We start from the raw sequence: 24,900 nt of genomic DNA, 5'->3' as shown, positions 1-24,900 counted from the left end.
CGTCGGCCGACGCCTCTTTTAAGGACCTTTCATGTACATCGGCAAAGCGGCCCAATTGTCAGGCACGACCATAAAAAGCATTCGTCACTATGAGGCAATCGGCTTGCTGCCCTCCCCGCAACGACAGGGCAAATACCGAATCTACTCCCAACACAGTGTTGAGTGGCTGAAGTTAATCAAGTGTGCACAGCAGTTGGGTTTCAAGCTTAAGGAAATGCTCACGATTGTCGAGAACCACCCAGGGCAACCCTTGCCGTGGGAGGTGGTCAGCAACGCCATCGAGGTAAAGAAAAATGCTGTGGCGAGGCAGATCGAAGCATTGCAACAGGTGCAGGCGCAGTTGGTTGAATTTGAAACCCGTTTCAAGGATGCCTCACAACCTGTGAATCCTGGCTGCGATCCTTAACCTGCAGAAAACCGGCCCGCTTTTAGTCCTGCCCATACAGCAGCTTCTGCGCCAATTCGTCCGAAACCCGGGCCGGTGAACGTTTTTCGGCCTGGGCGTGGGCGTAGATGCCGGTCAGACGTTTGCTGATTTGCAGCAAATGCTGATTGATGGTTTCTGGCTGCGCCCCTTGGTGGGTCAATGCCATGTAGATCAGCCCGCCCGAATTGATGACGTAATCGGGCGCATACAAAATGCCTCGACGCTCCAACTGGTCGGCCACTTGCAAGTTGGTCAGCTGATTGTTGGCGCATCCGGCCACAGCAGAGCAGCGCAATTGGGCGACGCTGTGCCAGTTCAACACGCCACCCAACCCGCACGGCGCCAGGATGTCACACGGCGTGCTGAGCAAGGCTTCGCAGGCCACCGGATGAGCGCCCAACTGCTCCATGGCCAAGCGTACTTTGCCGGGGTCGGTGTCGCACACCAGCAGCTCGGCGCCAGCCGCGTGCAGTTGCTCGGCCAGGGCATAGCCGACTTTGCCCAAGCCTTGAATGGCAACGCGCAAGCCTTCGAGATTGTCACTGCCCAGCCGCGATGAGGCGGTGCTGCGGATGCCGGCAAACACGCCCATGGCCGTGTGCGCCGAAGGATCACCGGCGGCGGTGGTACTGGTGACGTGGCGGGTGTATTGGGCGATGCAGTCCATATCGGCAGTGGAGGTGCCGCTGTCGATGGCGGTGATGTAGCGGCCGTCGAGTTGCTCCACGCAGCGACCAAATGCTTCAAACAGCGCTGAACGGCTTTCAACATGAGGCGCGCGCATGATGACCGCTTTTGCCCCACCGACTGCCAGCCCGGCCAGCGCTGCTTTATAGCTCATGTCCTGGGCCAGACGGACCGCATCGCTGACGGCACTTTCGTCGTTGGGGTACGCCAGATAACGGCACCCACCCAACGCTGGCCCCAAGCGACTGCTGTGAATGGCAATCACGGCTTTAAGCCCTGTAACGGGATCAATACTGAGGTGCAGCGACTCCACATGAGCGCTTTGCATGAGAGCAAACATTAACCAGCCCTCGATCGGTGACAGGTAAACGCCAGTATAGGCCGTCGCAAAAAAGGCGTTGAAGTGAGCAGGAATAAGGTTCGAGGATTTGCGGTGGTTGCAGGTATATGGAGAACGCCAGATCTGCCGACGGCTGCGATGGTTTGATTTTCAAGATCAAAAGATCCCAGCCTTCGGCGGCTCCTATAAGGTTTAGCGTCCGTTAGATCGGCGTATCCGGTTGCCGTGCCGGGTGCGCCTGGATAAAGGCCGGGTGCTGTTCGGCCAATGTCGCCACCCTCGCAATACGCGGATAAGCCTCCAGCGACACGTTGAACCGTTGTGCCGCGTACACCTGCGGGATCAGGTACACGTCTGCCAGGCCCGGCTCCGGGCGAAAGCAATAGCCGCTGTCACCGATCATGTGTTCGATGGCCGCCAAACCCTGGCTGATCCACTGCTCGATCCACTGGCTCACCTGCTCTTCGTTCTGCCCCTGTTGGCGCAGTTGGTTGAGCACGCTGACGTTGTGCAACGGGTGGATATCACAGGCCACCAAGGCCGCAACGGCACGTTCGTGAGTGCGGGTGATCAGGTCTTCGGACAGTAATGGCCGCACCGGGTAGCGTTCTTCGAGGTATTCGATGATCGCCGGTGACTGGATCAATACGCTGCCGTCATCGGTGCGCAAGGCCGGTACACGGCCCTGCGGGTTGATCGCCTGGTAGATGGGCTGGCGCTGCTCGCCCTTGAGCAGGTTGATCGGCACGGCCTGGTAATCCAGGCCTTTAAGTGCCAAAGCGATGCGCACCCGGTACGACGAGGTCGAACGGTAGTAAGCAAAGAGTTCCATGGCTCGCTCCTCAGCGTGCAGCGACAACCTTGCCACGGCATTCGCCAAAACCGATTGAGGCAAAACCTTCACGCTTGCAACGGGCGCGGAAGATGATTTCGTCGCCATCTTCAAGGAATTTGCGCACTTCACCCGACGACAATTCCACCGGATGTTTACCGCCTTCGGTGATTTCCAGCAGGCTGCCCAGTTGCGATTGGTCAGGGCCTGACAAGGTGCCCGAACCGAACAAGTCACCCGGCTGCAACTGGCAACCGTTGACGCTGTGGTGAGCCACCAACTGCGCGGCGGTCCAGTACATGTTCAGACTGTTGCTCAAACCCAAACGCTGCGCAGGCAGGTTTTGTTCGCGCATTGATGTGGTCAACAGCAGCACTTCCAGTTCGATGTCCAATGCACCGTGGGCCTGATCGTGGGCATCCAGCAGATACGGCAGCGGCTGCGGATCACCTTGCGGGCGCGCAGGTTGCGCACGGCGGAACGGTTCCAGGGCTTCGGCGGTCACCACCCATGGCGAGATACTGGTGATAAAGCTTTTGGACAGGAACGGCCCCAGCGGCTGATATTCCCACGCCTGAATGTCACGTGCCGACCAGTCGTTGAGCAGGCAGAAACCGGCAATGTGTTCGCTCGCCTCGCCGATCGCGATGGCATCGCCCATGTCGTTGCCCTGGCCGATCCAGATGCCCAACTCCAGTTCATAGTCCAGACGGGCGCAGGGGCCAAACACCGGTTCGGTCTGCCCGGCGGGCAAGGTTTGGCCTTTAGGACGGCGCACGTCGACGCCCGACGGGCGAATGGTCGAGGCACGGCCGTGGTAGCCGATTGGTACGTACTTGTAGTTGGGCAGCAGCGGATTGTCGGGACGGAACAGTTTGCCGACGTTTTTCGCGTGTTCAATGCCCACGTAGAAGTCGGTGTAATCACCGATTTTGGCGGGCAGGTGCAGTTCGCAATCAGCCGCCAGCGGTAGCAGTTTGGCGCCCTGGGCTTCGATCTTGCCGCGCAGGGTGCTGCCTTCGCCCAGCAGTTCCAGCAAGCGTTCACGCAAAGCCACGCGAGCGCTTTTGCCCAAGGCAAAGTAGGCGTTCAAGGCGCCGCCCAACGAGGCTTCTACGGCGACTTTGGCAGGCCCTTCGAACAAACCGGCAGCCAGTGCGGCTTCCAGGTCGAAGATGTGCTCGCCGATCGCAACGCCACTGCGCGGAGCTGAACCTTGAACGCTAAACACGCCCAGCGGCAGGTTTTGTAACGGGAAATCGCTGTGACCATTGGCGGAGGCGATCCAGCTACGGGTTAAGGTGGACTGGGTCATGGTTATCTCCGGTTCGGGGTAAAGGTCGAGGGCAACGAAGCCCAGCAAGCGTCGTAATGGGGTTGCAGTTGCGGGCACTCGAGGGCGAATTGGCTCGGACGCAGCACCTGGCTGGTCTCAAACATAAAGGCCATGGTGTTGTCGATTTTGCTCGGTTGCAGATCGGCCGCAATGGCTTTGCTGCAGGTTTCGGCATCCGGGCCGTGGGCGCTCATGCAACTGTGCAGCGAAGCACCGCCGGGCAAGAAGCCTTCGGCCTTGGCGTCATAGCTGCCCTGGATCAGGCCCATGAACTCGTTCATCAAGTTGCGGTGGAACCACGGCGGCCGGAAGGTGTTCTCTGCCACCATCCAGCGCGGCGGGAAGATCACAAAGTCGAGGTTGGCCAGACCCGGCACGCTGGTCGGCGAGGTCAGCACGGAGAAGATCGACGGATCGGGGTGATCGAAACTGACCGTGCCGATGGTGTTGAAACGGCGCAGGTCATATTTGTACGGCACATTGTTGCCGTGCCACGCGACCACGTTTAGCGGTGAGTGATCCAGCTCGCAACCCCACAGTTCGCCGAGAAACTTTTGCACCAGGGTGACCGGTTGCTGCGAGTCTTCGTAGTGCGCGATCGGGCTCAGGAAGTCACGCGGGTTGGCCAGGCCATTGCTGCCAATCGGCCCCAGATCGGGCAGGCGCAGCGGCGCGCCGTGGTTTTCTGCGATGTAGCCGCGGGCTTGTGCGTCGAGCAGTTCAACGCGGAACTTGAGCCCTCGCGGGATCACGGCAATTTCCAGCGGCTCCAGGTCCAGACGCCCCAACTCAGTGACAATGCGCAAACGGCCCTGCTCCGGCACCAGCAGCAACTCGCCATCAGCATTGAAAAACACACGCTGCATCGAGGTGTTGGCGCGGTAGCTGTAGATGCTGATCCCGGCAGGTTTGTCCGGGCCGGCGTTGGCGACCATGCCGACCAGACCGTCGATAAAATCGGTGGGCTCGGCAGGAATCGGCAGCGGGTTCCAGCGCAGGCGGTTAGGCGTCACCGGCCCCAACGGACCACCGGCCAATTGGCGCTCAAGCTTGGTAAAGGCCGGGTGATTGGCGGACGGCTTGATCCGGTACATCCAGGTGCGCCGCGACTCGCTACGAGCCATGGTGAATGCTGTGCCAGAGAGCAATTCGGCGTACAGACCATAGGGGACTTTTTGCGGAGAGTTCTGCCCGACGGGCAACGCGCCCGGCAATGCTTCACTGCTGAATTCGTTGCCAAACCCGGATTGATACGCGAGGTCAGACAAAGACGAGTCGAGGTTCATGGAGCCTCCAGAGTGGAGAAAACAGTGGACTCACTCAACGCTGAACCGCGTGTGTGTCACTGCGTTATTTTTATCGTAATCGAATTACGCATAACGTAATTTGATTGGCAGTAAGCGTCAAGCTATAAAGACGCCCATTCATCCCGAGACCCGCGCCCCCATGCAAAAGCCTCCAAGCACCGCTGACAGCACCGGCAAACAGAAAGTGCGCTCTGCTGAAGTCGGCACCGACATTCTCAAGGCCTTGGCCGAGCTGTCGCCATCGACCTCGTTATCGCGTCTGGCCGAGCACGTGCAGATGCCGGCGAGCAAGGTCCATCGCTACTTGCAGGCGCTGATTGCCAGCGGGTTTGCCGAGCAAAATACCGCCACCAACCATTACGCCCTGGGCCGCGAAGCATTGCGCGTGGGGTTGGCCGCGCTCAACAGCATGGACGTGCTCAAAGTTGCCGCCCTGCCGATGGCTGAGCTGCGTGATGACTTGAACGAAACCTGCTTTCTGGCCGTGTGGGGCAATCAGGGCGCGACCGTGGTGCACATCGAAGCCGCCGTTCGTGCGGTCACGGTGGTGACCAAGCTGGGTTCGGTGCTGCCGCTGCTCAGTTCATCCACAGGGCTGGTGTTCAACGCCTTTTTGCCTGACCGCGAAACCGCCGAATTGCGCGGGCTGGAACTTGCCACCGACCATGTGCACCCGCTGCAACCTGCCCAGGCCTATACCGCGATCAGCGAGCAGATCCGCACCCGTGGTCTGCATTTTGTGCACGGCCTGTTGATGCCTGGCGTCGATGCGCTGTCGGCGCCGGTGTTTGAAGCGACCGGCAAAGTGGCGGGCGTGCTGACCGTGGTCGGCCCTACCTCTCTGTTCCATGCCGATGAACATGGCCCAGCGGCGCAGCGTTTACTGGCAGCGGCCCACGCCGTCAGTTGGCGCATGGGCTACCAGCCCGATTGATCACGTTGCGTGTTGCACACACAAAAGGCGTCGCACAATGAAGCCCAGTAAAACAACCTTGTTCGACCTTTATGCTGTGTTGGCCATCAGCACCCACAGAAGCTTTCGCAAAGCGGCCGATGAGCTTGAGATTTCTGCGTCTGCGTTAAGCCACGCGATTACCAACCTGGAAGCGCGGATGGGCACACGGCTGTTTAACCGCACCACTCGCTCTGTGTCGCTGTCGGAGGCTGGCAGGTTGTTTGTTGAGCGCATCAGCCCGGCGATTGAAGAAATCCAGCTCGCGGAAGAAGGACTGAACGCCTTTCGGCAATCGCCTCAGGGAACGCTGCGCATCAGCGCTTCAGAGACGGCGGCGCGGATTGTGATGTACCCGGCGTTTACCGCGTTTTTGCAGCGTTTTCCAGACATGCAGGTCGAAATTGTCGTGCAAGAAGGCTTGGTTGATATTGTTGCGGACAACCTGGACGCAGGCATCCGCCTGCGCGATCAGGTGCCAAAAGACATGATCGCCGTGGCCTTGGGCCCGGAAGTGTTTCGCCCGCTGGTGGTCGCCTCCCCTGACTATCTGGCGCGTCACGGCACGCCCGAATCCCCCGAGCAATTGAGCCAGCACAACTGCCTGGCCTATCGCTTTTCCAACGGGCAGATCTACCACTGGGAATTTGTGCGCGGTGACGTACGCAGCGTGGTCAAGCCACAAGGCAATTTCATCGTTAATGCCCAGACGCTGATCGTCGAAGCCGCGAAACAGGGTGCGGGCATCGCCTACGTCGACGACTCCAGTATCCGGGCTGATATCGCTCGGGGTGAATTGGTCCCCTTGCTGCTCGACTGGTGCGAGCCCTTCCCCGGTCTGGCGCTTTACTACCCGGGGCACCGGCTTGTGCCGTCCGGGCTGCGGGCGCTGATAGACAGTTTGCGCAGTGATCGCCCACTTAAAAACTGAGCTTGCTCGCGAACCTTTAAACGATCAAAAGATCGCGAGGCAAGCTCGCTCCTACAGGGTTTATCAGCGTGACGGCTTGAACTGCATCAGTTGGCCCCCGGAAACTGCGCCCGCATAAAGCGTTCGTAGGCTTGATCATCCAGTTCCCGGCGCGCTTTAACCAAATGTTCGACGCCATACGGCGCGCAATAACGCAGCCGGTCTGTGCCGTCGGTGACGGCGGCATAAATGTCTTTGGCTACCTGCTCGGGTGTGGCCACGCCTTCGGCCAGCTTGGTCATCGCCTCTTGGGTGCTGGCCAGAAATGCGTCGTAAGCGGGTACGTTGCCACTGCCGTTGCTTTCACGCGCGGAGCGCTCATGGAACGGCGTCATAATGCCGCCCGGCTCGAACAGTTTGACGACGATATGCTGCGAGGCCAGTTCATAGGCAATCGACTCGGTAAAGCCTTCAAGGGCGAACTTGGTCGAGATGTACACCGCGCTGTTGGGCAGGCCGAAAATACCGCCACAGGAACCGACGTTCAAAATCATCCCGCCGCCCTGCTGGCGGAGTATCGGAATGACGCGCTGGATCACATTGATAACGCCGAAAACATTCACATCATAATTTTTGCGAATCTTTTCGATGGGCATCCCCTCAATCACACCGTACTGGCCGTAACCTGCGTTGTTGATGACCACGTCAATTCGGCCAAATCGTTCCAGTGCCACGGTCAGCGCGCTATCGATGCTGGCGGTGTCTTCGACATCCAGCCGTACAACCATCAGGTTCGCAATACCGTCCAGCCCATGGGCGGCATCGGGATTACGCACGGTGGCGACTACATTGAAACCGTGTTCGGCAAAGTACCGGGCCGTCGCAGCCCCGACGCCGCTGGAGCTTCCGGTGATCAGCATGGTTTTTTTCATGGGGTTCCCCTTTCAGAAGTGCAACCAGTCTGAGCGGGAAATGGCGTCGGTTTAAGACCGAAATCAGGGATGCCTTAGTGAGCCACTTGCATCAATCGCAACATTGCGCGTGCCGTGGCAAGCCGCGACGCAGAGCACTGCAGGCCTGGCTGACTGTTGCCTAATTTGTAACAGAGCTTGTCGTAAACCGGCCTTACTCCCAGGCCGGCGAGCCCTTATTCTTGTCGCACTTACCGGGCACACCCGCCCGCCAGAGCATTGAGTCACAGTGATTCTGCTCTCACTGTTTACCCTGACGTTGATTTGCTGCTCCTTGATGAACGTCTTCTTTGGCCGCTGTTTTACAGCGGCCTTTTTTATGCCCGAGATTTAAGCCCTGATGCGGGATTTAAATCATCAGCATCAACAAGGGCGCGGCCAGCAGGTTGAGGATCCCGGTGAGGACCATGACCAAACCGGCCACCGAGCCTTCTTCGCTGCCCACTTCACGGGCACGGCTAACGCCCGCACCGTGAGCACCGACCGCAAACAGTGCACCGCGCGCCAGGCTGCTGCGCAACGGCAACCATTTGAGCAGGATGCCGCCCATCATGGCGCCAAACACGCCCGTGAACATCACGAACACGGCGGTGAGTTCCGGCACGCCGCCCAGGCTTTGCGCAACGGGCATGGCGAACGGCGTGGTAATGGAGCGCGGCACCAGCGACAAGGTCAGTGATGTGTCGAGTGCCAGCACTTTGGCCAGCCAGTACGAGCTGCCAATCGAGGCGATACTGCCCGCCAACATGCCGAGCAACAACGCCAGCCAATGCCGCGCCAGCAGCTTGCGTTGCTGCCAAATGGGTACGGCGAACGCGACGGTCACCGGACCGAGCACCAGCATCAGCCAATGGGTATCACGGGAATATTCGGCGTAGGCGGTGTGTAGCGGCGCGGCCACTGCCAGCAACAAGGCAGGCACCAGTATCAGCGGCGACAACAGGTAGCGCCCGGTGCGCCGGTACAACCAGCGGCTCAAGCCATAGGTCCCCAGCGTGAGCACCAGCCAGAACATCGGCATCAGTTCAGCCCTCATGGCGCAGCTTCCAGCGGCACACGGCTTCTACGGTAAAGGCCGTGACGATCATCACCAGCAGGGTGCTCACGCCAATCACCAACAAAATGCGCCAGCCCTCGTCACGCACCAAAGCGCCGTGATCGAGCAGGCTCATCAAGGCGGGAATAAAGAACAACAGCATTTCGGCCATCAATACACCGGCGCCCAGTTGTAAGGTGGCAGGCTTGACCCAGCCCAGGGCGAAGGCCAGCAGTAACAGGATCATGCCCATCACCCCGCCGGGGATCGGCACCTGCAACCACACGGCGATCTGACAGCCGACAAAATAGATGGCCAGCAATACGGCGATTTCACTGATCAGCCGACCCATGCGTTTTACATCGAAGCGTTTCATAGTGGTTCCAGTGCAGACAGGCGTTCAGTTTAAAGATGCACCTTCCATACCTAAAACGAATTGTTAGACTGGCCTGCATTCCAATCTGGAATCACACCATGGAATTCAAACAACTGCGTACCTTCGTTGAGGTGGTACGCCACGGCGGCTTTACCCAGGCTGCCCAGCACCTGCACATCAGCCAATCGGCGGTGAGCAAACAAGTTGCGCAGCTGGAGCACAGCCTCAGCACGACGCTGTTTGACCGGTTCGGATCGCACGTGCGCCTCACGGCAGCCGGACAGGTGGTGCTGCAACGCGCCGAAGGCATGCTGCGGTTGCACAAAGAGTTATTGAGTGAGCTTGATGATTTGAGCCACCTGGAACGCGGCGAGTTAAAACTGGGCCTGCCGCTGTTGGGCGGTAATGCGCTGTTTGCCAACCTGTTTGCCGAGTACCGGCGTCGCTACCCGAATATTCAGGTGCAACTGCTCGAAGGCGGCAGTTTGAATATTGAACAGGCGGTGTTGAGCGGCGAACTGGAGTTGGGCGGCAGCCTGACGCCCAAAAACAATCAGGCGTTTTCCTGGCAGCCCTTTTGCGACTAGCCGCTGGACGCCTTGCTGCCGGCCAATCATCCGCTGGCAGAAGGCGGCAGCGTGCGCCTGGAGCAATTGGCCGAGACACCGTTTTTGCTCTATCAACGCAGCTTTGTGCTTAACGACCGCGTGGTCCAGGCCTGCCAGCAAATGGGCTTTACCCCCAAGGAAGGCGGGCGCAGCGGCCAGTCGGACTTTTTGGTGGCGCTGGTGGCGGCAGGCCAGGGCGTGGCCTTGTTGCCCAGCGTGGTCGCACGCGAACTGGTACGCCCCGACGTCATACGTTTAAAGCTGATTGCCCCCGACACCCTGCGCTGGGACATCGCCTTTATCTGGCGCGAAGGTGCGTACTTGTCACGCGCAGCTCAAGCCTGGCTGGAGCTGCTGCGTGAGCGGTCGATTACTGGGTCAGTGCTTTGATGAATTCTTCTACCCACGGCTCGGAGTCGGCTTCAGGGGTAACGGTTTCGCTGGAATCCAGGCGCAGCATCGGCTGGACTTCACGCAGGCCCAACTCGGCAAACAGTTCTGTCAGCAGTTGGCCACCGCCGCAGTAGGTATCGCCGTAGCTGGAGTCGCCCAACGCAATCACGGCACCCGGCAGACCGCGCCAGGCGGCGGGCAGCAGGTCACGGATCTCGCTGTACAACGGGTTCAGGTTATCAGGCAGCTCGCCCATGCCGGTGGTTGAGGTCACCGCCAAAAAAGCGTCCGGAGCAAAGGCCTGAATTTCGGCCAGCTTGGCGCGCGGGTTAAACAACACCTCAAAACCGGCATCGGTCAGCAGTTGTTTGGCGTTGCGGGCGACTTCTTCTGCGGTGCCGTACACCGAGCCTGAAAGGATGGCGACTTTCATCAATCTGATCCTGTAACTGACTAAAAGGCAGGGATACTAACAGGTGATGCCGTGCTTTCGGTGATAGCACGTAGACAGCTTGTCGCGATGTCCTAAAATGGCTCGAACTTAACTGACTTTTGGAGTGCTGCACCATGATCAACGCCCGTTTACTGCAGCGCATGGTAGACGCGTCCCAGGACGGAATTGTGGTGGCCGAGCAGGAAGGTGAAGACAACATCCTTATCTACGTCAATAAAGCGTTTGAGGCACTGACGGGCTACAGCAGCGACGACATCCTGTATCAGGACTGCCGCTTTTTACAGTCAGGCGACCGTGATCAAATTGGTTTGCACTTGATCCGCGAGGCCATCGCCAGCGGAGAGCCGACACGTCAGGTGCTGCGTAATTACCGCAAGGACGGTTCGTATTTCTGGAACGAATTGTCGATCACGCCGGTGTTCAACGACGCTGATCAACTGACCTACTTTATTGGAGTGCAAAAGGATGTCACCCAACAGGTAAAGGCTCAGCAAAAAGCCGCTCAACTGGAGATCGAGTTGGCGGCAGTAAAAGCTGAACTGGAGGCGCTCAAAGCGGCCAACGGTGTTAGCGCGCCGCCGCTTGCTTAAGCTCAGCGTCCAGGCGCTGGTTCATCAAAGCGGTCTCGCTGCCCAGACAGGCAATCGATGAGCCAGCCAGCGCGTCTTGTGCCACATTGGCGGCCTCACCGGCCAGCGCCACTGAACAGTCCAGCGATTGCGCAAGGCGTACCAAGCGGCGCTGATGGGCCGCGCCCACTACCTGCCGGGCGAACAGCACGACCGCACGAGGCTGAACCTGCTCACAAATCAGCGACAGCTCATCCAGCGGCTGACCAACGGCCAATACCCTGATCAGCCGGTCATTGCGGCTCAACAGCAAACCGGCCACCAGCAGTTCCAGCTCAGTGCACAACTCGGGCAGCCCCACCAGCAGCACGCAATCTTGGGCGTCCATGGGTTGCAGGTGCAGGCGCTGCTGAACGCGGCCGCGCAAAAAGCGATCAAGCAGCAACCACTCGCTGGTGCGGCCAAACTCATCTTGCGCCTTGAGCAGTTGCTCCCAGAGCGGCATCAAGATGCTTTTGAACACGACTTCCAGCGGGTAACTGGAGAAAATCTGCCCGTACAGGCGATCCAGTTCAGCTTCGTTAAAGGCGCTGAGCGCAGCTTGAACACGCGCTTGCCACTGTTGGTATTCGTCAGCCAAAGCCTCTTTCGGCACGCTGACAGAGGCGGTCGGGCGTGCCAGCAATTCGGCCACTTTGCTGACCGCAACGCCGCGCTCAAGCCAGCCCATAACCTGACGCACTGCCTCAATATCGCTCATTGTGTACAAGCGATGCCCTGTTTCGGTGCGTGTCGGCTGGATCAAACCGTAGCGCCGCTCCCACGCACGCAAGGTCACCGGGTTAATGCCGGTGAGCCGGGCGACTTCTCTGATCGGGTACAGGCCCGGCAGTTCTGGCTGACCTGCCGCGAGCGCAACAGGCTCAAGTTCAGTGATCACGGGCATGGTTAAGGCCTGTTACAAGAGTGAATTGAGGGATTCTACGCTTCATCTCCCTCGCTGTGGCGATCCCGTTCATCGCGTTCGGGAACAATCCTTGCTTGTTTTTCCAGACACAGCCCACCACCCCGGCGCTGTGTTTTGTGGTTGCCCTACCCGGGCAGCATCAGCCTCATGGAGATACACAATGTCTACCTCCCCTGTCACCTTGATGGTCGCGCGCCGTGTCGCGAAAGGCCGTTACCAGGAACTGATCGCCTGGCTGCACGAAGGCGAACAGTTAGCCACCGACTTTCCCGGTTACTTGGGTTCGGGCGTGCTGGCACCGCCCCCGGGCGACGATGAATTCCAGATCATTTTCCGCTTTGCCGACGAAGCCACCCTGCACGCGTGGGAACACTCGGTGTCGCGCAAAGCCTGGTTGCAGCGCGGCAGCCACCTGTTTGCCAACCCTTCAGAACATCGCGTCAGCGGCATCGATGGCTGGTTTGGCGCCGCCGGGCAACGCCCACCGCGCTGGAAACAGGCCGTGGCCATCTGGCTGGCGTTCTTTCCGGTGTCGTTGTTGTTCAACTTTGCACTGGGCCCATTGCTGGGCGAGTTGAGTTTGTTGCCACGGGTGTTTGTCAGCACCTTGGCCCTGACGCCGCTAATGGTGTATCTGTTTATTCCGCTTTCGACCCATTTGCTCGCAGGCTGGCTGCACAGCACGCCCAACAAGCCCTTGCGCACAAACTCCCTCGCGCAACGCAGTTAAACGATCGCCCCGGGCTTGGCAGTCAGGTCGCGGACGCTGGTATAGTTTTGCCATTGCGCCGCGACTGTTTCCGGCTATTTCGCATCGAGCCCGTCATGCCCACGTCTTCTGCCCCGATCCTGATCACTGGTGCTGGCCAGCGCATTGGTTTGCACTGTGCCCGGCAACTGCTGGCTGACGGTTATCCCGTCATCATCAGCTATCGCAGCGAAAAGCCCGGCGTGCAGGCGTTACGCGAGCTGGGCGCGACTACGTTGTATGCCGACTTTTCCAGTGAAGGCGGCATTCTCGACTTTATCGAGCGGCTTAAAGCCCACACCGACACGTTGCGGGCTATCGTCCATAACGCCTCAGCGTGGCTGGCAGAGACGCCTGGCACTGAAACCAGCGCTTTTACCCAGATGTTCAGCGTGCACATGCTCGCCCCGTATCTGATTAACCTGCATTGCAGCGAATTGTTGTTGCGCTCAAGCCCGGCCGACATCGTGCATATCAGCGATGACGTGACCCGCAAAGGCAGTAGCAAGCACATAGCCTATTGCGCCACCAAAGCCGGGCTCGACAGCCTCACGCTGTCATTCGCGGCTAAACTGGCGCCCCATATCAAAGTAAACGGCATCGCTCCGGCCTTGCTGATGTTCAACCCAGACGACGACGCGGCGTACCGCACCAACGCCCTGGCCAAGTCAGCCCTGGGCATTGAGCCCGGCGCCGGGGTGATTTACCAAAGCCTGCGCTACCTGCTGGATAACCCGTACGTGACCGGCACCACCTTGACCGTCAACGGCGGACGACACGTTAAGTAAGACGTCCGCGAGGAAGCATTTTCATGAGCACATCATTGCCTGAGCATTACCGCGAAATCCTGGTCGGCCTCGGTGAAAACCCTGAGCGCGAAGGCCTGCTCGACACCCCGAAACGCGCCGCCAAGGCCATGCAGTATCTGTGTCACGGCTATGCCCAGAGCGTGGAAGATATCGTCAACGGCGCCCTGTTTGCCTCAGAAAGCGATGAAATGGTAATCGTCGCTGACATCGAGCTTTACTCGTTGTGCGAGCACCACCTGCTGCCGTTTATTGGCAAGGCCCACGTGGCCTACATTCCGACCGGCAAAGTATTGGGGCTGTCGAAGGTCGCCCGCATCGTCGACATGTTTGCCCGTCGCCTGCAGATCCAGGAAAACCTCACCCGCGAAATCGCCGACGCCATTCAGAACATTACCCAGGCGGCGGGCGTTGCCGTGGTGATCGAAGCCAAGCACATGTGCATGATGATGCGCGGTGTAGAAAAACAGAATTCGACCATGAACACCTCGGTCATGCTTGGCGCGTTCCGCGAGTCGAGCAGCACCCGCATGGAGTTCCTGCAATTGATTGGACGGAGCAAGTCGTAATGCCACAACTTCAGCCAGGAACGGCCCGCATCCGTGTCAAAGACCTGCGTCTGCGCACCTTTATCGGGATTAATGAAGACGAGATCCTCAACAAGCAGGATGTGTTGATCAACCTCACCATCCTGTATGCCGCGCAAGAAGCGGTACGGGATAACGACATCGATCACGCCCTGAATTACCGGACCATCACCAAGGCGGTGATTCAGCACGTCGAAGAGAACCGCTTCGCCCTGCTTGAGCGCCTGACCCAAGAACTGCTCGACCTGGTGATGAGCAACACCGCCGTGCAGTACGCCGAAGTCGAGGTCGACAAGCCCCACGCCCTGCGCTTTGCTGAATCGGTGTCGATTACGCTAGCGGCTTGCCGCTAAGCTACAGCCCACTGAACCCAGGTAAATTTTATGACGCCCCAAGAACAACTTGAACTTGAAGCTGCCGCCTTTCGCCGCCTTGTCGCGCATCTGGACAGCCGCAAAGACGTACAAAATATTGACCTGATGAACCTCTCGGGTTTTTGCCGTAACTGCCTGTCCAAGTGGTACAAGGCCGCGGCAGATGAGCGCCAGATCGAGGTCAGCCTCGATGACGCCCGTGAAGTGGTCTACGGCATGCCGTACGCCGAATGGAAAAACCTTTACCAGAAAGAAGCCAGCGCCGAACAAGTAGCGGCGTTCGCCAAAGGAAAACACGAATGACTGATTTGAACACCCTGCGCGCCAGCCTAAACAGCGGCGAACACGTATTTGCCGACACGCTTGCGTTTGTCGCCGCGCAGTACGATTACCAGCCGCAGGCTTTCAACAACGGCGGCGTCGAGAACGCGGCCGGGCAAAACGAAGGCTCGTGCAAGACCTTGGGCCTGGCCCTGCTCGAAGGGTTCAGCGATCAAGAAGCGCTGCTGGCGTTCGGCGAGCATTACCGCTCGGTACTGGCGACGCCAGAAGGCACCGACCACGGCAACATCCGCGCGCTGATCAGCCACGGCCTGGCCGGGGTTACATTCCAGACCCAGCCGCTGACGCGCAAGGCTTAAGCACGTCATCCGGTGTAGGAGCGAGCTTGCTCGCGATCTTTTGATCTTTTAAAAGATCGCGAGCAAGCTCGCTCCTACAAGGGATTTGTGTTGCCCACAAAAAAACCGGCCGAAGCCGGTTTTTTAGGCGCTACGGATTACTTGAACTCAGCGTTCTGCAGGCCGTCCAGGTAACGCTCGGTATCCAGTGCTGCCATGCAGCCGGCACCGGCCGAGGTGATGGCTTGACGGTAAACGTGGTCAGCCACGTCGCCCGCCGCAAACACGCCTTCGATGCTGGTCGCAGTGGCGTTGCCTTCACGGCCGCCCTTGACCACCATGTAGCCGTCTTTGAGTTCCAGTTGACCTTCGAACAGCGAGGTGTTCGGGGTGTGGCCGATGGCGATGAACACGCCGTCTACTTTGATTTCGTCAAAGCTGCCGTCGTTGTTTTTCAGGCGGGCACCGGTCACGCCCATGTTGTCACCCAGCACTTCGTCCAGGGTGGCGTTCAATTTGAACTCGATCTTGCCTTCAGCCACGCGGGCGTTCAGCTTGTCGATCAGGATTTTCTCGGCGCGGAAGGTTTCGCGGCGGTGAACCAGGGTCACTTTGCTCGCGATGTTGGCCAGGTACAGGGCTTCTTCAACTGCCGTGTTACCGCCACCCACGACTGCCACCGGCTTGTTGCGATAGAAGAAACCGTCGCAGGTTGCACAGGCCGACACGCCCTTGCCCATAAAGGCTTCTTCAGACGGCAGGCCCAGGTAACGGGCGCTGGCGCCGGTGGCGATGATCAGCGCGTCGCAGGTGTAAGTGCCGCTGTCGCCGGTCAGGCTGAACGGTTTGTTTTTCAGATCAACGGCGTTGATGTGATCAAACACGATCTCTGTTTCAAAACGCTCGGCGTGCTCACGCATGCGCTCCATGAGGACCGGGCCGGTCAGGCCGTGTACATCGCCCGGCCAGTTGTCGACTTCGGTAGTGGTGGTCAGTTGACCGCCCGCCTGCATGCCCGTGATCAGCAGTGGTTTGAGGTTAGCCCGGGCAGCGTAAACAGCGGCGCTGTAACCGGCAGGGCCAGAACCCAGAATAATCACACGCGAATGACGTACTTCAGACATGACTCACTCCTATGGCCGCCCGTGTAGAAATAAGGGCGGAACGCCGCTTTACCGGCTGGAATAAAAAGAAACCGCTCACCTGCTCAGGCCAGGTCTGTCACCCGCAGGTCCTGAAAAATGTAGGTGCAGCGTATATAGGCCGCTGAGAGTAAGGAAATACGCATTAACAATCCAGCTCATAGCAGTCCTCTATGTGCTCAAATTCATCATTGGACGTCTTTGTTACAGTTATTGTCGAATCCGCCTCCAGGCTTTCGCCCCGCGCGCAAAGCCGTTAAGGTCGGCCGATTTTCCATTGCCCGGAGCCCACTATGCCCGCCCCTGTTCTATCTGGCCCGCAGTACCTGCGTGAAGGCCTGAAGCTGGTCCTGAGCCCAGGCCTGCGTTTATTTGTGCTGTTGCCGCTGCTGATCAACCTGGTGCTGTTTGTCGGGCTGATTTACTTCGCCGGGCATCAGTTCAGCCTGTGGGTCGACACGCTGATGCCGACGCTGCCCAGCTGGCTGAGCTTTCTCAACTACGTGTTATGGCCGCTGTTTGTGGTGTTGCTCATTTTGATGGTGTTTTTCACCTTCACCATGTTCGCCAACATCATCGCCGCGCCTTTTAACGGGTTTCTCTCGGAGAAGGTCGAAGCCGTGGTGCGCGGGGTCGATAACTCGCCGCCGTTCAGTTGGAGCGAACTGATCGCCATGGTGCCCCGCACACTGGCCCGTGAAATGCGCAAGCTGGGCTACTTTCTGCCCCGCGCGATTGCCTTGCTGATTTTGTCGTTTGTGCCCGTGGTCAACCTGATCGCCGCGCCGTTGTGGCTGATATTCGGGGTCTGGATGATGGCCATCCAGTACATCGACTACCCGGCCGACAACCACAAACTGGGCTGGAACGAGATGCTCGCCTGGCTGCGCCAGAAACGCTGGCAGAGCCTGAGCTTTGGCGGGGTGGTGTATCTGGTACTGCTGGTGCCCGTGGTCAACCTGCTGATGATGCCTGCCGCCGTGGCCGGGGCAACGCTGTTTTGGGTACGTGAGCGGGGCGAAGAAGCCCTGGCCGTGAAAAAGCCATGAAGGGATAAAAAACACGGCTCTCAGCGCTGCATTAAAAACGCTGAGAGCCTTATTGCACCTAAGCTGTCTCCACGCTGTCTACGGTTCAGTCGCCATAAATTCATCATTTGGCTGACACGTAGCCGACACAGATCACGTTGAGACTGGTGCCATGACAACTGCCCTGCATATTTCCCTGATCACCGAAACGTTTCCACCAGAAATAAACGGCGTGGCCAACACCCTTGGGCGTTTGTTTGATGGCCTGCGCGCTCGCGATCACCATGTGGAGCTGGTACGCCCTCGCCAGACCTGCGATGGCAATCAACGCAGTAACGATCAGGTGATGCTGTGCCGGGGCTGGTCTATCCCCGGTTATCCGGGACTGCAGTGGGGCATCGCCTCCACCCGGCGCTTGATGAAGCGCTGGCAAGTACAACGCCCGGACGTGGTGTACATCGCCACCGAAGGCCCGCTGGGATTGTGTGCGCTGCGCGTGGCACGCCGACTCGGTATTGCAGTGGTCAGCGGTTTTCATACCAACTTCCAGCATTACTCCAGCATTTACGGCCTCGGGGTATTTACCCGGCTGCTGACCCAATATTTGCGCTGGTTCCATAACCGCTCGGCGTTGACTCTGGTGCCCAGCGCCAGCCAGCGGCTCGAACTGCAGCGTCGGCACTTTGATCGCCTGGAGCTGCTGGAGCGCGGGGTCGACAGCCGACTGTTCAGCCCGGCGAAACGCCAAAGCGCCTTGCGCCAGAGTTGGGGATTGGGCGAAGACGATATTGCCCTGCTGCATGTCGGTCGCCTGGCACCCGAGAAGAATCTGGGTGCACTCAAGCACTGCCTGGAAGCCTTGCAGGAGCGCTTCCCGCGGCGCCGCTTCAAGCTGATCATCGTCGGTGACGGGCCCAAACGGGCCGCACTGGAAGCCTCGCTGCCGGATGCGTTTTTTTGTGGCGCTCAATCCGGTGAAGACCTGGCCCGCCACTATGCCTGTGGCGACGTGTTTTTGTTCCCGAGCCTGACCGAAACGTTCGGCAATGTGGTGCTAGAAGCCTTGGCTTCGGGGCTGGGCGTTGTGGCTTATGACGCCGCCGCGGCGGGCCAGCATATTCGTCATGGCTACAACGGCGTGCTGGCCATGCCAGGGGATGAATATGCCTGGATCGATGCTGCCGCCTGGCTCCTTGAAGAGCCGGAAACCCTGCGCACCGTGCGTCTCAATGCGCGCCACCATGCCTGTCGCCAGGGCTGGCCGCAAATTATCGAACAGTTCGAAAACCAGTTGCAGCGCGCCTGCCAAAGCCAGACAGGTCCGTTTCCGCTATCTGAATAAACGCGCCCTGACCTGTGCCGCGCGATCGTGAATCAACAATCATGCAGAGCGCTGATGACATAACTTAGAGGCGCAAAAAAAGGCGCCAACAGGCGCCTTTCTTTACTCGCTCACAGGTGAGCGAAGTAGCCGGTATCAGTGCTGATGACCGCCTTCACCGTGCACGTGGCCGTGAGCAACTTCTTCTTCGCTCGCGTCACGTACAGCAACAACCTTTACCTTGAAGTTCAGGCGCTGACCCGCCAACGGGTGGTTGCCATCAACGGTTACGTCGTCGCCGTCCAGATCACGGATGGTCACGATTTGCATTTGGCCGTCCGGCGCGGAAGCGTGGAACTGCATGCCGACTTCCAGTTGGTCAACGCCTTCGAACATGCTGCTGCTCAGGGTGCTGACCAGTTCAGCGGAGTATTCGCCGTAAGCGTCTTCTGGCTCAACGGAAACGTCCAGCTCATCACCGACGTTTTTGCCTTCAAGGGCTTTTTCCAGACCTGGAATGATGTTGCCCGCGCCTTGCAGGTAAACCAGCGGAGCGCCGCCAGCAGAACTGTCAATGACATCACCAGCGTCGTTGGTCAGGGTATATTCGATGGAGACTGCCTTGTTGGCGGCGATCGTCATGGGGCGAGACCTTTTGCAAAATAATAATGAGTTCGCAAGTTTAACCAAGCATTCGCACGAAAGCGAACACAACCAAGACCAACGGATAACTTTGAAAACCTCAACAATCATTGGCTGGCGCCAAGATGAAGAGCAGCACTGGGTTGCTGTGCTCTCCTGTGGCCACACCCAGCATCAGCGCCATCAACCGCCCTGGCAGTCACGCCCCTGGGTGCTGGACCCTGAGCAGCGGGCAAAAAAAATAGGCCAGCCCTTTCGTTGTGGCTGGTGTGCTCAGGAGGCTGATAGCGTTAACCTTGGCAATTGATTCCAGCACATGGCTCGTTTATCGAGTGTTGCTCTTGCACTGCTACGTCAGGAAGCTCGCATGCAAACTTTCTTTATCGCCCCCACTGATTTTGGTGTGGGCCTGACCTCAATCAGCCTCGGCCTGGTCCGTACTCTGGAGCGTGCAGGCTTGAAAGTCGGCTTTTTCAAGCCCATTGCCCAGCCGCACCCCGGCGACACCGGGCCTGAACGCTCGACCGAACTGGTGGCGCGTACCCACGGCCTCAAGCCGCCTCAGCCCTTGGGCCTGGCCCACGTTGAGCGCATGCTCGGTGACGGCCAGCTTGATGAGCTGCTCGAAGAGATCATCAGCCTTTATCAGCAAGCCGCCGTTGGCAAAGACGTGTTGATCGTTGAAGGCATGGTGCCCACGCGCACCGCCAGTTACGCGGCGCGCGTCAATTTGCACCTGGCCAAGAGCCTGGATGCCGAAGTGATTCTGGTGTCGGCCCCGGAAAACGAAGTACTCACCGAACTCTCCGGCCGGGTTGAGCTGCAAGCGCAGCTGTTCGGCGGGCCGAAAGATCCGAAAGTGCTCGGCGTGATCCTTAACAAAGTGAAAACCGACGAAAGCATGGAAGTGTTTTCAGCGCGCCTCAAAGAGCACTCACCGTTACTGCGGACCGGCGACTTCAAGCTATTGGGCTGCATTCCGTACCAGCCCGAACTCAATGCTCCGCGCACCCGTGACGTGGCCGAGTTGCTCGGCGCTCAGGTGCTGAATGCGGGCGATTATGAAACCCGGCGCATGTCCAAAATCATCCTCTGCGCCCGCACCGTGCTGAACACGCTGCAACTGCTCAAACCCGGCGTGTTGGTGGTAACCCCCGGTGACCGCGATGACATCATCCTGGCCGTCAGCCTGGCCGCCATGAACGGCGTACCACTGGCAGGTCTGCTGCTGACCAGCGACACCAAACCCGACCCGCGCCTGATGGAACTGTGCCGTGGAGCCTTGCAAGCCGGGCTGCCCGTGCTGTCAGTGAGCACCGGCTCGTACGACACCGCCAACCAGCTCAATCAGCTCAACAAAGAAATCCCGATCGATGACCGCGAACGCGCAGAAATCATCACGGATTTTGTCGCCAGCCACCTCGACGCGCACTGGCTGCACCAGCGTTGCGGCACGCCACGGGAGATGCGCCTCACGCCTGCGGTGTTCCGCTATCAATTGATCCAGCGCGCCCAACACGCCAACAAGCGGATCGTCTTGCCCGAAGGCAGCGAGCCCTTGACCGTGCAGGCAGCCGCCATTTGCCAGGCCCGCGGTATCGCCCGTTGCGTGCTGCTGGCCAAGCCTGAAGAGGTTCACGCCGTGGCCAAGGCCCATGGGTTTGAACTGCCGCCGGGGCTGGAGATTCTCGACCCGGATGTGATTCGTGGCCGTTATGTCGAACCGATGGTGGCCCTGCGCAAAACCAAAAGCATCAATGCGCCGATGGCCGAGCAGCAACTGGAAGACCCGGTGGTGATCGGCACCATGATGCTCGCACTGGACGAGGTCGACGGGCTGGTTTCCGGGGTCATCCACTCCACTGCCAACACCATCCGCCCTGCCCTGCAACTGATCAAAACAGCGCCGGGCTGCACCTTGGTGTCGTCGGTGTTCTTCATGTTGTTCCCGGAACAGGTGCTGGTGTACGGCGACTGCGTGATGAATCCGCACCCGTCGGCCACTGAGCTGGCAGAAATTGCCCTGCAAAGCGCTGACTCTGCCGCAGCGTTCGGCATCACCCCGCGCGTGGCCATGATCAGCTACTCCAGCGGCGACTCGGCCAGCGGTGAAGAAGTCGAAAAAGTCCGTGAAGCGACCCTCCTCGCCCATGAAGCCCAGCGCGCACTGCTCATCGACGGCCCGTTGCAATACGACGCTGCGGCCAACGAAACAGTGGCCCGCCAACTGGCGCCCAACAGCCAGGTGGCCGGCCGTGCGACGGTGTTTGTCTTCCCCGACCTGAACACCGGCAACACCACGCACAAGGCCGTGCAGCGCAGCGCTGATTGCGTGAGTTTGGGCCCGATGCTGCAAGGCCTGCGCAAACCGGTGAACGACCTGCCCCGTGGTGCGCAAGTGGACGACATCGTGTACACCATCGCCCTGACGGCGATTCAAGCCGCCAACCGACCTATGGATGTGTAAATGCTGGATTTCCTGCCTGCGCCGTTACGCGGCGTCATTGCTTCATTGTTCTTGGCGATCAACACCATCGTGTGTTGCACGCCGTTGTTTGTGGTTGCGATCTTTAAGCTGTGCCTGCCGTTCAAGCCCGCGCAACGGGTGACCGACGAGTTGATGCGGCACATTCACCAAGCCTGGGTCGGCAACAACAAACGCTGGATGGACCTGCTGGGCAAAACCCGCTGGCACATCAAGGGCCTCGAAGGGCTGGACTATGAGCACTCGTACCTGGTGACCAGCAACCACCAGAGCTGGGTCGACATCATGGTGCTGCAATACGTGCTCAACAAACGTATCCGCCCGCTGAAGTTCTTCCTCAAGCAAGAGCTGATCTGGGTGCCGGTAATCGGGCTGGCGTGGTGGGCGTTGGGCTTCCCGTTCATGAAACGCTACTCCAAGGCCTACCTGGCCAAACACCCGGAAAAGAAAGGCGCCGACCTGGCGACCACGCGCAGAACCTGCGCCAAGTTCAAAAACCAGCCGGTGGGCATTTTCAACTTCGTCGAAGGCACACGCTTCACCGAAGCCAAACACGCCGAACAGCAATCGCCGTTCCGCTACCTGCTCAAACCTAAAGCCGGCGGCATTGCCTTCGTGCTGGATGCGATGGGCGAGCAGTTAAAGTCCATCGTCAACGTAACGATTCATTACCCTGGCGGACGCCCGGGGTATTGGGACTTGCTGTGCGGCAACGTGCGGGACGTAGTGGTGGTATTTGAAGAGCTGGAAATCCCGGCGGAGTTCATCGGTAAAAACTACGACCAGGACCCGGCCTACAAATTGGCGTTTCAGAGCTGGATCAACCAGCTGTGGGAAGATAAGGACCGGTTGTTGGGCGAGTTGCATCGGCAATACCCGGCACAGTGAAGAAGATCAAAAGCCCCTCACCCTAACCCTCTCCCAAAGGGAGAGGGGACTAAAAGCAGAAGCAGGCCTGCGCAACACCACAAATCAGCTCCCTCTCCCTCGGGAGAGGGCTGGGGTGAGGGGAAAATACAGCGCCCAATAAAAAGCCCGCCACCGATCTCGCGGTGACGGGCTTTTTAATCGCGGCTTAGATTGCGCCGCGTTGACGCAACAGGTCGAGCACCCGCTTGACGCCTTCTTCGACGGTCAGCGCTTGAGTGTCGACCACAAGGTCGGCATTCAAAGGCACGTCGTACGGGAAGGATTCGCCCGGGATGTTGTCGCCACCCGCTGCATACAGGCCCTGCGGGTCACGCTCGGCGCAGACTGCAGGCGATGCCTGTACATACACCGTGATCAAACGATCATCACCGATCAGGGCTTTGGCCTGTTCACGGCCTTCAGCATCCGGCGCGACGAAAGCCGCCAGGGTCAGCAAGCCCGCTTCGTTGAATTGACGCGCCACGTGGGCAGCACGACGCCAGTTCTCGGTACGGCCCGCACGGTCCTGTGGCAGACCTTTGTTCAGGTCATGACGCAGGTTTTGACCGTCCAGCACAAACACCGCACGGCCCATGTCGAACAACTTGCGCTCAACTGCGTAAGCCAGGGTGCTTTTACCGGCACCCGACAAACCGCTGAACAACACGGTCGCCGGTTGTTGGCCGAAGCGCTGGGCGCGCTCCTGGGTGGTGACGTGTGCAAGCTCACCGTGATGCGTCGCGCTGCCGTGGCTGACCGGCGAGGCGATGATCATGCCCGCGCCCACGGTGCCGTTGGTCAAACGGTCAATGATGATGAACGAACCGGTGGTGCGGTTGCTTTCATAACCGTCCAGGGCAATCGGTGCGTCGAGGCTGATCTTGACCTTGCCGATCTCGTTCAACTGCAACGCGCTGGCCGGGCCTTCTTCGAGGGTGTTCACATCGACTTTGTTGACGATGCTGGCAATCGAACCTGGCACATAGCTGGTCGCACGCTTGATGTCGTACTTCTTGCCCGGCAGCATCGGCTCTTCAGCCATCCACACCAGCATGGCTTCGAAGTTATCGGTCACCTGCGGCACGTTGTCGGCATGCACCAACAAGTCGCCACGGGAGATGTCGATCTCGTCTTCCATGGTCAGCGTGATCGCCTGGCCAGGCCCGGCGTGCTCCAGTTCACCTTCAAAGGTGACAATGGATTTCACGCGGCTGCTTTTACCCGACGGCAGCACCACGATCTCGTCACCCTTGTGCACGACGCCGCTGGCCAGCGTACCGGCGAAACCCCGGAAGTTCAGGTTCGGACGGTTCACGTATTGCACCGGGAAGCGCAGGTCGGAGAGGTTGCGGTCGGCCGCGATTTCCACGGTTTCGAGGATTTCCATCAGCGACTGGCCGGTGTACCACGGCGAGCGCTCGGACTTGTTCACCACGTTGTCGCCCTTGAGGGCAGACATCGGCACGAAGTGCAGGCTCGAAGGCTTCATTTTCAAGCCTTCAGCGAACTTCAGGTAATCGGCCTTGATCGACTCGAATACGCCTTCGTCAAAGTTCTTGAGGTCCATCTTGTTGATGGCCACGACGATGTGCTTGATGCCCAGCAACGAGGCAATAAAGCTGTGACGACGGGTTTGGGTCTGCACGCCGTAACGGGCATCCACCAGAATGATCGCCAAGTCACAGGTGGACGCACCGGTGGCCATGTTGCGGGTGTACTGCTCGTGGCCCGGGGTATCGGCAATGATGAACTTGCGCTTGGCCGTTGAGAAGTAGCGGTACGCCACGTCAATGGTGATGCCCTGCTCGCGCTCGGCTTGCAGGCCGTCGACCAGCAGTGCCAGGTCGATGTCATCGCCGGTGGTGCCGCTTTTTTTCGAATCGCGGGTAATGGCTTCCAGATGATCTTCGTAGATCATCTTGGAGTCGTGCAGCAGGCGCCCGATCAGGGTGCTCTTACCGTCATCGACGTTGCCGCAGGTCAGAAAGCGCAACATCTCTTTGCGCTCGTGCTGGCCCAGGTAGGCGAGGATGTCCTCGCTGATCAAATCAGATACGTGCGACATGACAACCC

Annotated in this window: 27 protein-coding genes and 1 pseudogene; 16 read left to right on the top strand and 12 right to left on the bottom strand. The window is 59.1% G+C overall.

The features are described 5' to 3' along the window. Positions 1 to 31: 31 nt before the first annotated feature. A complete protein-coding gene (locus tag GHO41_RS08550; RefSeq protein ID WP_153433348.1) occupies positions 32 to 406 on the top strand; it encodes a MerR family transcriptional regulator in 375 nt (124 codons plus the stop codon). A gap of 22 nt (positions 407 to 428) precedes the next feature. Here the strand turns inward: GHO41_RS08550 and GHO41_RS08545 are convergent, their stop codons facing one another. From GHO41_RS08545 to hmgA, 4 genes are all read right to left on the bottom strand, one after another. Continuing rightward, positions 429 to 1,454 carry a Glu/Leu/Phe/Val dehydrogenase dimerization domain-containing protein gene (locus GHO41_RS08545; protein WP_048368288.1) on the bottom strand — a complete coding sequence of 342 codons (1,026 nt, stop codon included), beginning with the start codon at positions 1,452 to 1,454 and terminating at the stop codon, positions 429 to 431. 202 nt (positions 1,455 to 1,656) lie between these two features. After that, entirely contained in the window at positions 1,657 to 2,286 is a 630-nt protein-coding gene (gene maiA / locus GHO41_RS08540; protein ID WP_153330461.1) for a maleylacetoacetate isomerase, read from the bottom strand. Positions 2,287 to 2,296: 10 nt separating this feature from the next. Continuing rightward, positions 2,297 to 3,601, bottom strand: coding sequence for a fumarylacetoacetase (fahA, locus tag GHO41_RS08535; RefSeq protein WP_153390674.1), 1,305 nt, complete (start codon positions 3,599 to 3,601; stop codon positions 2,297 to 2,299). Positions 3,602 to 3,603: 2 nt separating this feature from the next. Beyond that, positions 3,604 to 4,908: a homogentisate 1,2-dioxygenase gene (gene hmgA, locus GHO41_RS08530; protein ID WP_153390673.1), complete on the bottom strand. Its 1,305-nt coding sequence runs from the start codon at positions 4,906 to 4,908 to the stop codon at positions 3,604 to 3,606. 160 nt (positions 4,909 to 5,068) lie between these two features. Between hmgA and GHO41_RS08525 the strand changes: the two genes are divergently transcribed. Next, a complete protein-coding gene (locus GHO41_RS08525; protein ID WP_153330458.1) occupies positions 5,069 to 5,863 on the top strand; it encodes an IclR family transcriptional regulator in 795 nt (264 codons plus the stop codon). A gap of 37 nt (positions 5,864 to 5,900) precedes the next feature. After that, the gene (locus GHO41_RS08520; protein WP_153330457.1) at positions 5,901 to 6,812 is read left to right on the top strand and encodes a LysR family transcriptional regulator; all 912 of its coding nucleotides are present in this window, start codon (positions 5,901 to 5,903) and stop codon (positions 6,810 to 6,812) included. Between the two features lie 86 nt (positions 6,813 to 6,898). Here the strand turns inward: GHO41_RS08520 and GHO41_RS08515 are convergent, their stop codons facing one another. From GHO41_RS08515 to GHO41_RS08505, 3 genes are all read right to left on the bottom strand, one after another. Further along, positions 6,899 to 7,723 (bottom strand): SDR family oxidoreductase, encoded by an 825-nt coding sequence (locus GHO41_RS08515; RefSeq protein WP_153390672.1) that lies wholly within the window; start codon positions 7,721 to 7,723, stop codon positions 6,899 to 6,901. Positions 7,724 to 8,111: 388 nt separating this feature from the next. Next, on the bottom strand, positions 8,112 to 8,798 hold the full coding sequence (locus GHO41_RS08510; protein ID WP_153390671.1) for an LrgB family protein: 687 nt from the start codon (positions 8,796 to 8,798) through the stop codon (positions 8,112 to 8,114). Then, positions 8,788 to 9,174 carry a CidA/LrgA family protein gene (locus tag GHO41_RS08505; RefSeq protein WP_123749634.1) on the bottom strand — a complete coding sequence of 129 codons (387 nt, stop codon included), beginning with the start codon at positions 9,172 to 9,174 and terminating at the stop codon, positions 8,788 to 8,790. Before GHO41_RS08505 ends, GHO41_RS08510 begins: the two co-directional genes overlap by 11 nt. Before the next feature lie 98 nt (positions 9,175 to 9,272). Here GHO41_RS08505 and GHO41_RS08500 point away from each other — a divergent pair. Continuing rightward, positions 9,273 to 10,172: pseudogene (locus GHO41_RS08500) on the top strand (LysR substrate-binding domain-containing protein). On the opposite strand, the gene GHO41_RS08495 reads toward GHO41_RS08500, so the two are convergent. Beyond that, on the bottom strand, positions 10,153 to 10,608 hold the full coding sequence (locus GHO41_RS08495; protein ID WP_153433347.1) for a flavodoxin: 456 nt from the start codon (positions 10,606 to 10,608) through the stop codon (positions 10,153 to 10,155). The pseudogene GHO41_RS08500 and the gene GHO41_RS08495 overlap by 20 nt on opposite strands. A 134-nt stretch (positions 10,609 to 10,742) precedes the next feature. Here GHO41_RS08495 and GHO41_RS08490 point away from each other — a divergent pair, with 134 nt between their 5' ends. Next, complete coding sequence (locus GHO41_RS08490) at positions 10,743 to 11,219, top strand: PAS domain S-box protein (protein ID WP_048390249.1); 477 nt, start codon at positions 10,743 to 10,745, stop codon at positions 11,217 to 11,219. On the opposite strand, the gene GHO41_RS08485 is transcribed toward GHO41_RS08490, so the two are convergent. Then, positions 11,197 to 12,144: a MerR family transcriptional regulator gene (locus tag GHO41_RS08485; RefSeq protein WP_153433346.1), complete on the bottom strand. Its 948-nt coding sequence runs from the start codon at positions 12,142 to 12,144 to the stop codon at positions 11,197 to 11,199. The genes GHO41_RS08490 and GHO41_RS08485 overlap by 23 nt on opposite strands. Before the next feature lie 181 nt (positions 12,145 to 12,325). On the opposite strand from GHO41_RS08485, the gene GHO41_RS08480 reads away from it, so the two are divergent. The 6 genes from GHO41_RS08480 to GHO41_RS08455 all read left to right on the top strand — a co-directional run bounded on the left by GHO41_RS08480 (position 12,326) and on the right by GHO41_RS08455 (position 15,321). Continuing rightward, complete coding sequence (locus GHO41_RS08480) at positions 12,326 to 12,895, top strand: antibiotic biosynthesis monooxygenase (RefSeq protein WP_153333299.1); 570 nt, start codon at positions 12,326 to 12,328, stop codon at positions 12,893 to 12,895. Positions 12,896 to 12,990: 95 nt separating this feature from the next. Then, positions 12,991 to 13,701 carry a dihydromonapterin reductase gene (folM, locus tag GHO41_RS08475; protein ID WP_048390255.1) on the top strand — a complete coding sequence of 237 codons (711 nt, stop codon included), beginning with the start codon at positions 12,991 to 12,993 and terminating at the stop codon, positions 13,699 to 13,701. A gap of 23 nt (positions 13,702 to 13,724) precedes the next feature. Then, positions 13,725 to 14,288, top strand: coding sequence for a GTP cyclohydrolase I FolE (gene folE / locus GHO41_RS08470; protein ID WP_153390668.1), 564 nt, complete (start codon positions 13,725 to 13,727; stop codon positions 14,286 to 14,288). Continuing rightward, positions 14,288 to 14,659, top strand: a complete 372-nt coding sequence (gene folX / locus GHO41_RS08465; RefSeq protein WP_048368312.1) for a dihydroneopterin triphosphate 2'-epimerase — start codon at positions 14,288 to 14,290, stop codon at positions 14,657 to 14,659. The genes folE and folX overlap by 1 nt, the downstream gene beginning before the upstream one ends. Before the next feature lie 30 nt (positions 14,660 to 14,689). Then, entirely contained in the window at positions 14,690 to 14,983 is a 294-nt protein-coding gene (locus GHO41_RS08460) for a DUF1244 domain-containing protein (protein ID WP_048368313.1), read from the top strand. Continuing rightward, positions 14,980 to 15,321: a HopJ type III effector protein gene (locus tag GHO41_RS08455; protein ID WP_048368314.1), complete on the top strand. Its 342-nt coding sequence runs from the start codon at positions 14,980 to 14,982 to the stop codon at positions 15,319 to 15,321. Before GHO41_RS08460 ends, GHO41_RS08455 begins: the two co-directional genes overlap by 4 nt. A gap of 137 nt (positions 15,322 to 15,458) precedes the next feature. On the opposite strand, the gene trxB is transcribed toward GHO41_RS08455, so the two are convergent. Next, positions 15,459 to 16,424 carry a thioredoxin-disulfide reductase gene (trxB, locus tag GHO41_RS08450; RefSeq protein ID WP_048368315.1) on the bottom strand — a complete coding sequence of 322 codons (966 nt, stop codon included), beginning with the start codon at positions 16,422 to 16,424 and terminating at the stop codon, positions 15,459 to 15,461. A gap of 311 nt (positions 16,425 to 16,735) precedes the next feature. On the opposite strand from trxB, the gene cysZ reads away from it, so the two are divergent. Both cysZ and GHO41_RS08440 read left to right on the top strand, forming a co-directional pair. After that, complete coding sequence (gene cysZ / locus GHO41_RS08445) at positions 16,736 to 17,491, top strand: sulfate transporter CysZ (protein WP_153433345.1); 756 nt, start codon at positions 16,736 to 16,738, stop codon at positions 17,489 to 17,491. 151 nt (positions 17,492 to 17,642) lie between these two features. After that, a complete protein-coding gene (locus tag GHO41_RS08440; RefSeq protein WP_153433344.1) occupies positions 17,643 to 18,812 on the top strand; it encodes a glycosyltransferase family 1 protein in 1,170 nt (389 codons plus the stop codon). 135 nt (positions 18,813 to 18,947) lie between these two features. Here the strand turns inward: GHO41_RS08440 and GHO41_RS08435 are convergent, their stop codons facing one another. Beyond that, entirely contained in the window at positions 18,948 to 19,433 is a 486-nt protein-coding gene (locus GHO41_RS08435; RefSeq protein ID WP_048368319.1) for a peptidylprolyl isomerase, read from the bottom strand. On the opposite strand from GHO41_RS08435, the gene GHO41_RS08430 reads away from it, so the two are divergent. Genes GHO41_RS08430 through GHO41_RS08420 form a run of 3 tightly spaced genes read left to right on the top strand, consistent with a single transcriptional unit; the run spans position 19,402 to position 22,806 of the window. Continuing rightward, on the top strand, positions 19,402 to 19,740 hold the full coding sequence (locus GHO41_RS08430) for a DUF3565 domain-containing protein (RefSeq protein ID WP_048368474.1): 339 nt from the start codon (positions 19,402 to 19,404) through the stop codon (positions 19,738 to 19,740). The genes GHO41_RS08435 and GHO41_RS08430 overlap by 32 nt on opposite strands. Positions 19,741 to 19,800: 60 nt before the next feature. Continuing rightward, positions 19,801 to 21,900 carry a phosphate acetyltransferase gene (gene pta, locus GHO41_RS08425; RefSeq protein WP_048368321.1) on the top strand — a complete coding sequence of 700 codons (2,100 nt, stop codon included), beginning with the start codon at positions 19,801 to 19,803 and terminating at the stop codon, positions 21,898 to 21,900. Continuing rightward, the gene (locus tag GHO41_RS08420; protein WP_153330446.1) at positions 21,901 to 22,806 is read left to right on the top strand and encodes an acyltransferase; all 906 of its coding nucleotides are present in this window, start codon (positions 21,901 to 21,903) and stop codon (positions 22,804 to 22,806) included. 187 nt (positions 22,807 to 22,993) lie between these two features. Here the strand turns inward: GHO41_RS08420 and cysN are convergent, their stop codons facing one another. After that, the gene (gene cysN, locus GHO41_RS08415; RefSeq protein WP_153327092.1) at positions 22,994 to 24,892 is read right to left on the bottom strand and encodes a sulfate adenylyltransferase subunit CysN; all 1,899 of its coding nucleotides are present in this window, start codon (positions 24,890 to 24,892) and stop codon (positions 22,994 to 22,996) included. Between the last annotated feature and the right edge of the window lie 8 nt (positions 24,893 to 24,900).

The sequence above is a fragment of the Pseudomonas sp. FSL R10-0399 genome, assembly GCF_009600165.1.
GTDB classification, from domain to species: Bacteria; Pseudomonadota; Gammaproteobacteria; order Pseudomonadales; family Pseudomonadaceae; genus Aquipseudomonas; species Aquipseudomonas helleri.
This window is presented reverse-complemented; position numbering and strand designations above follow the sequence as displayed.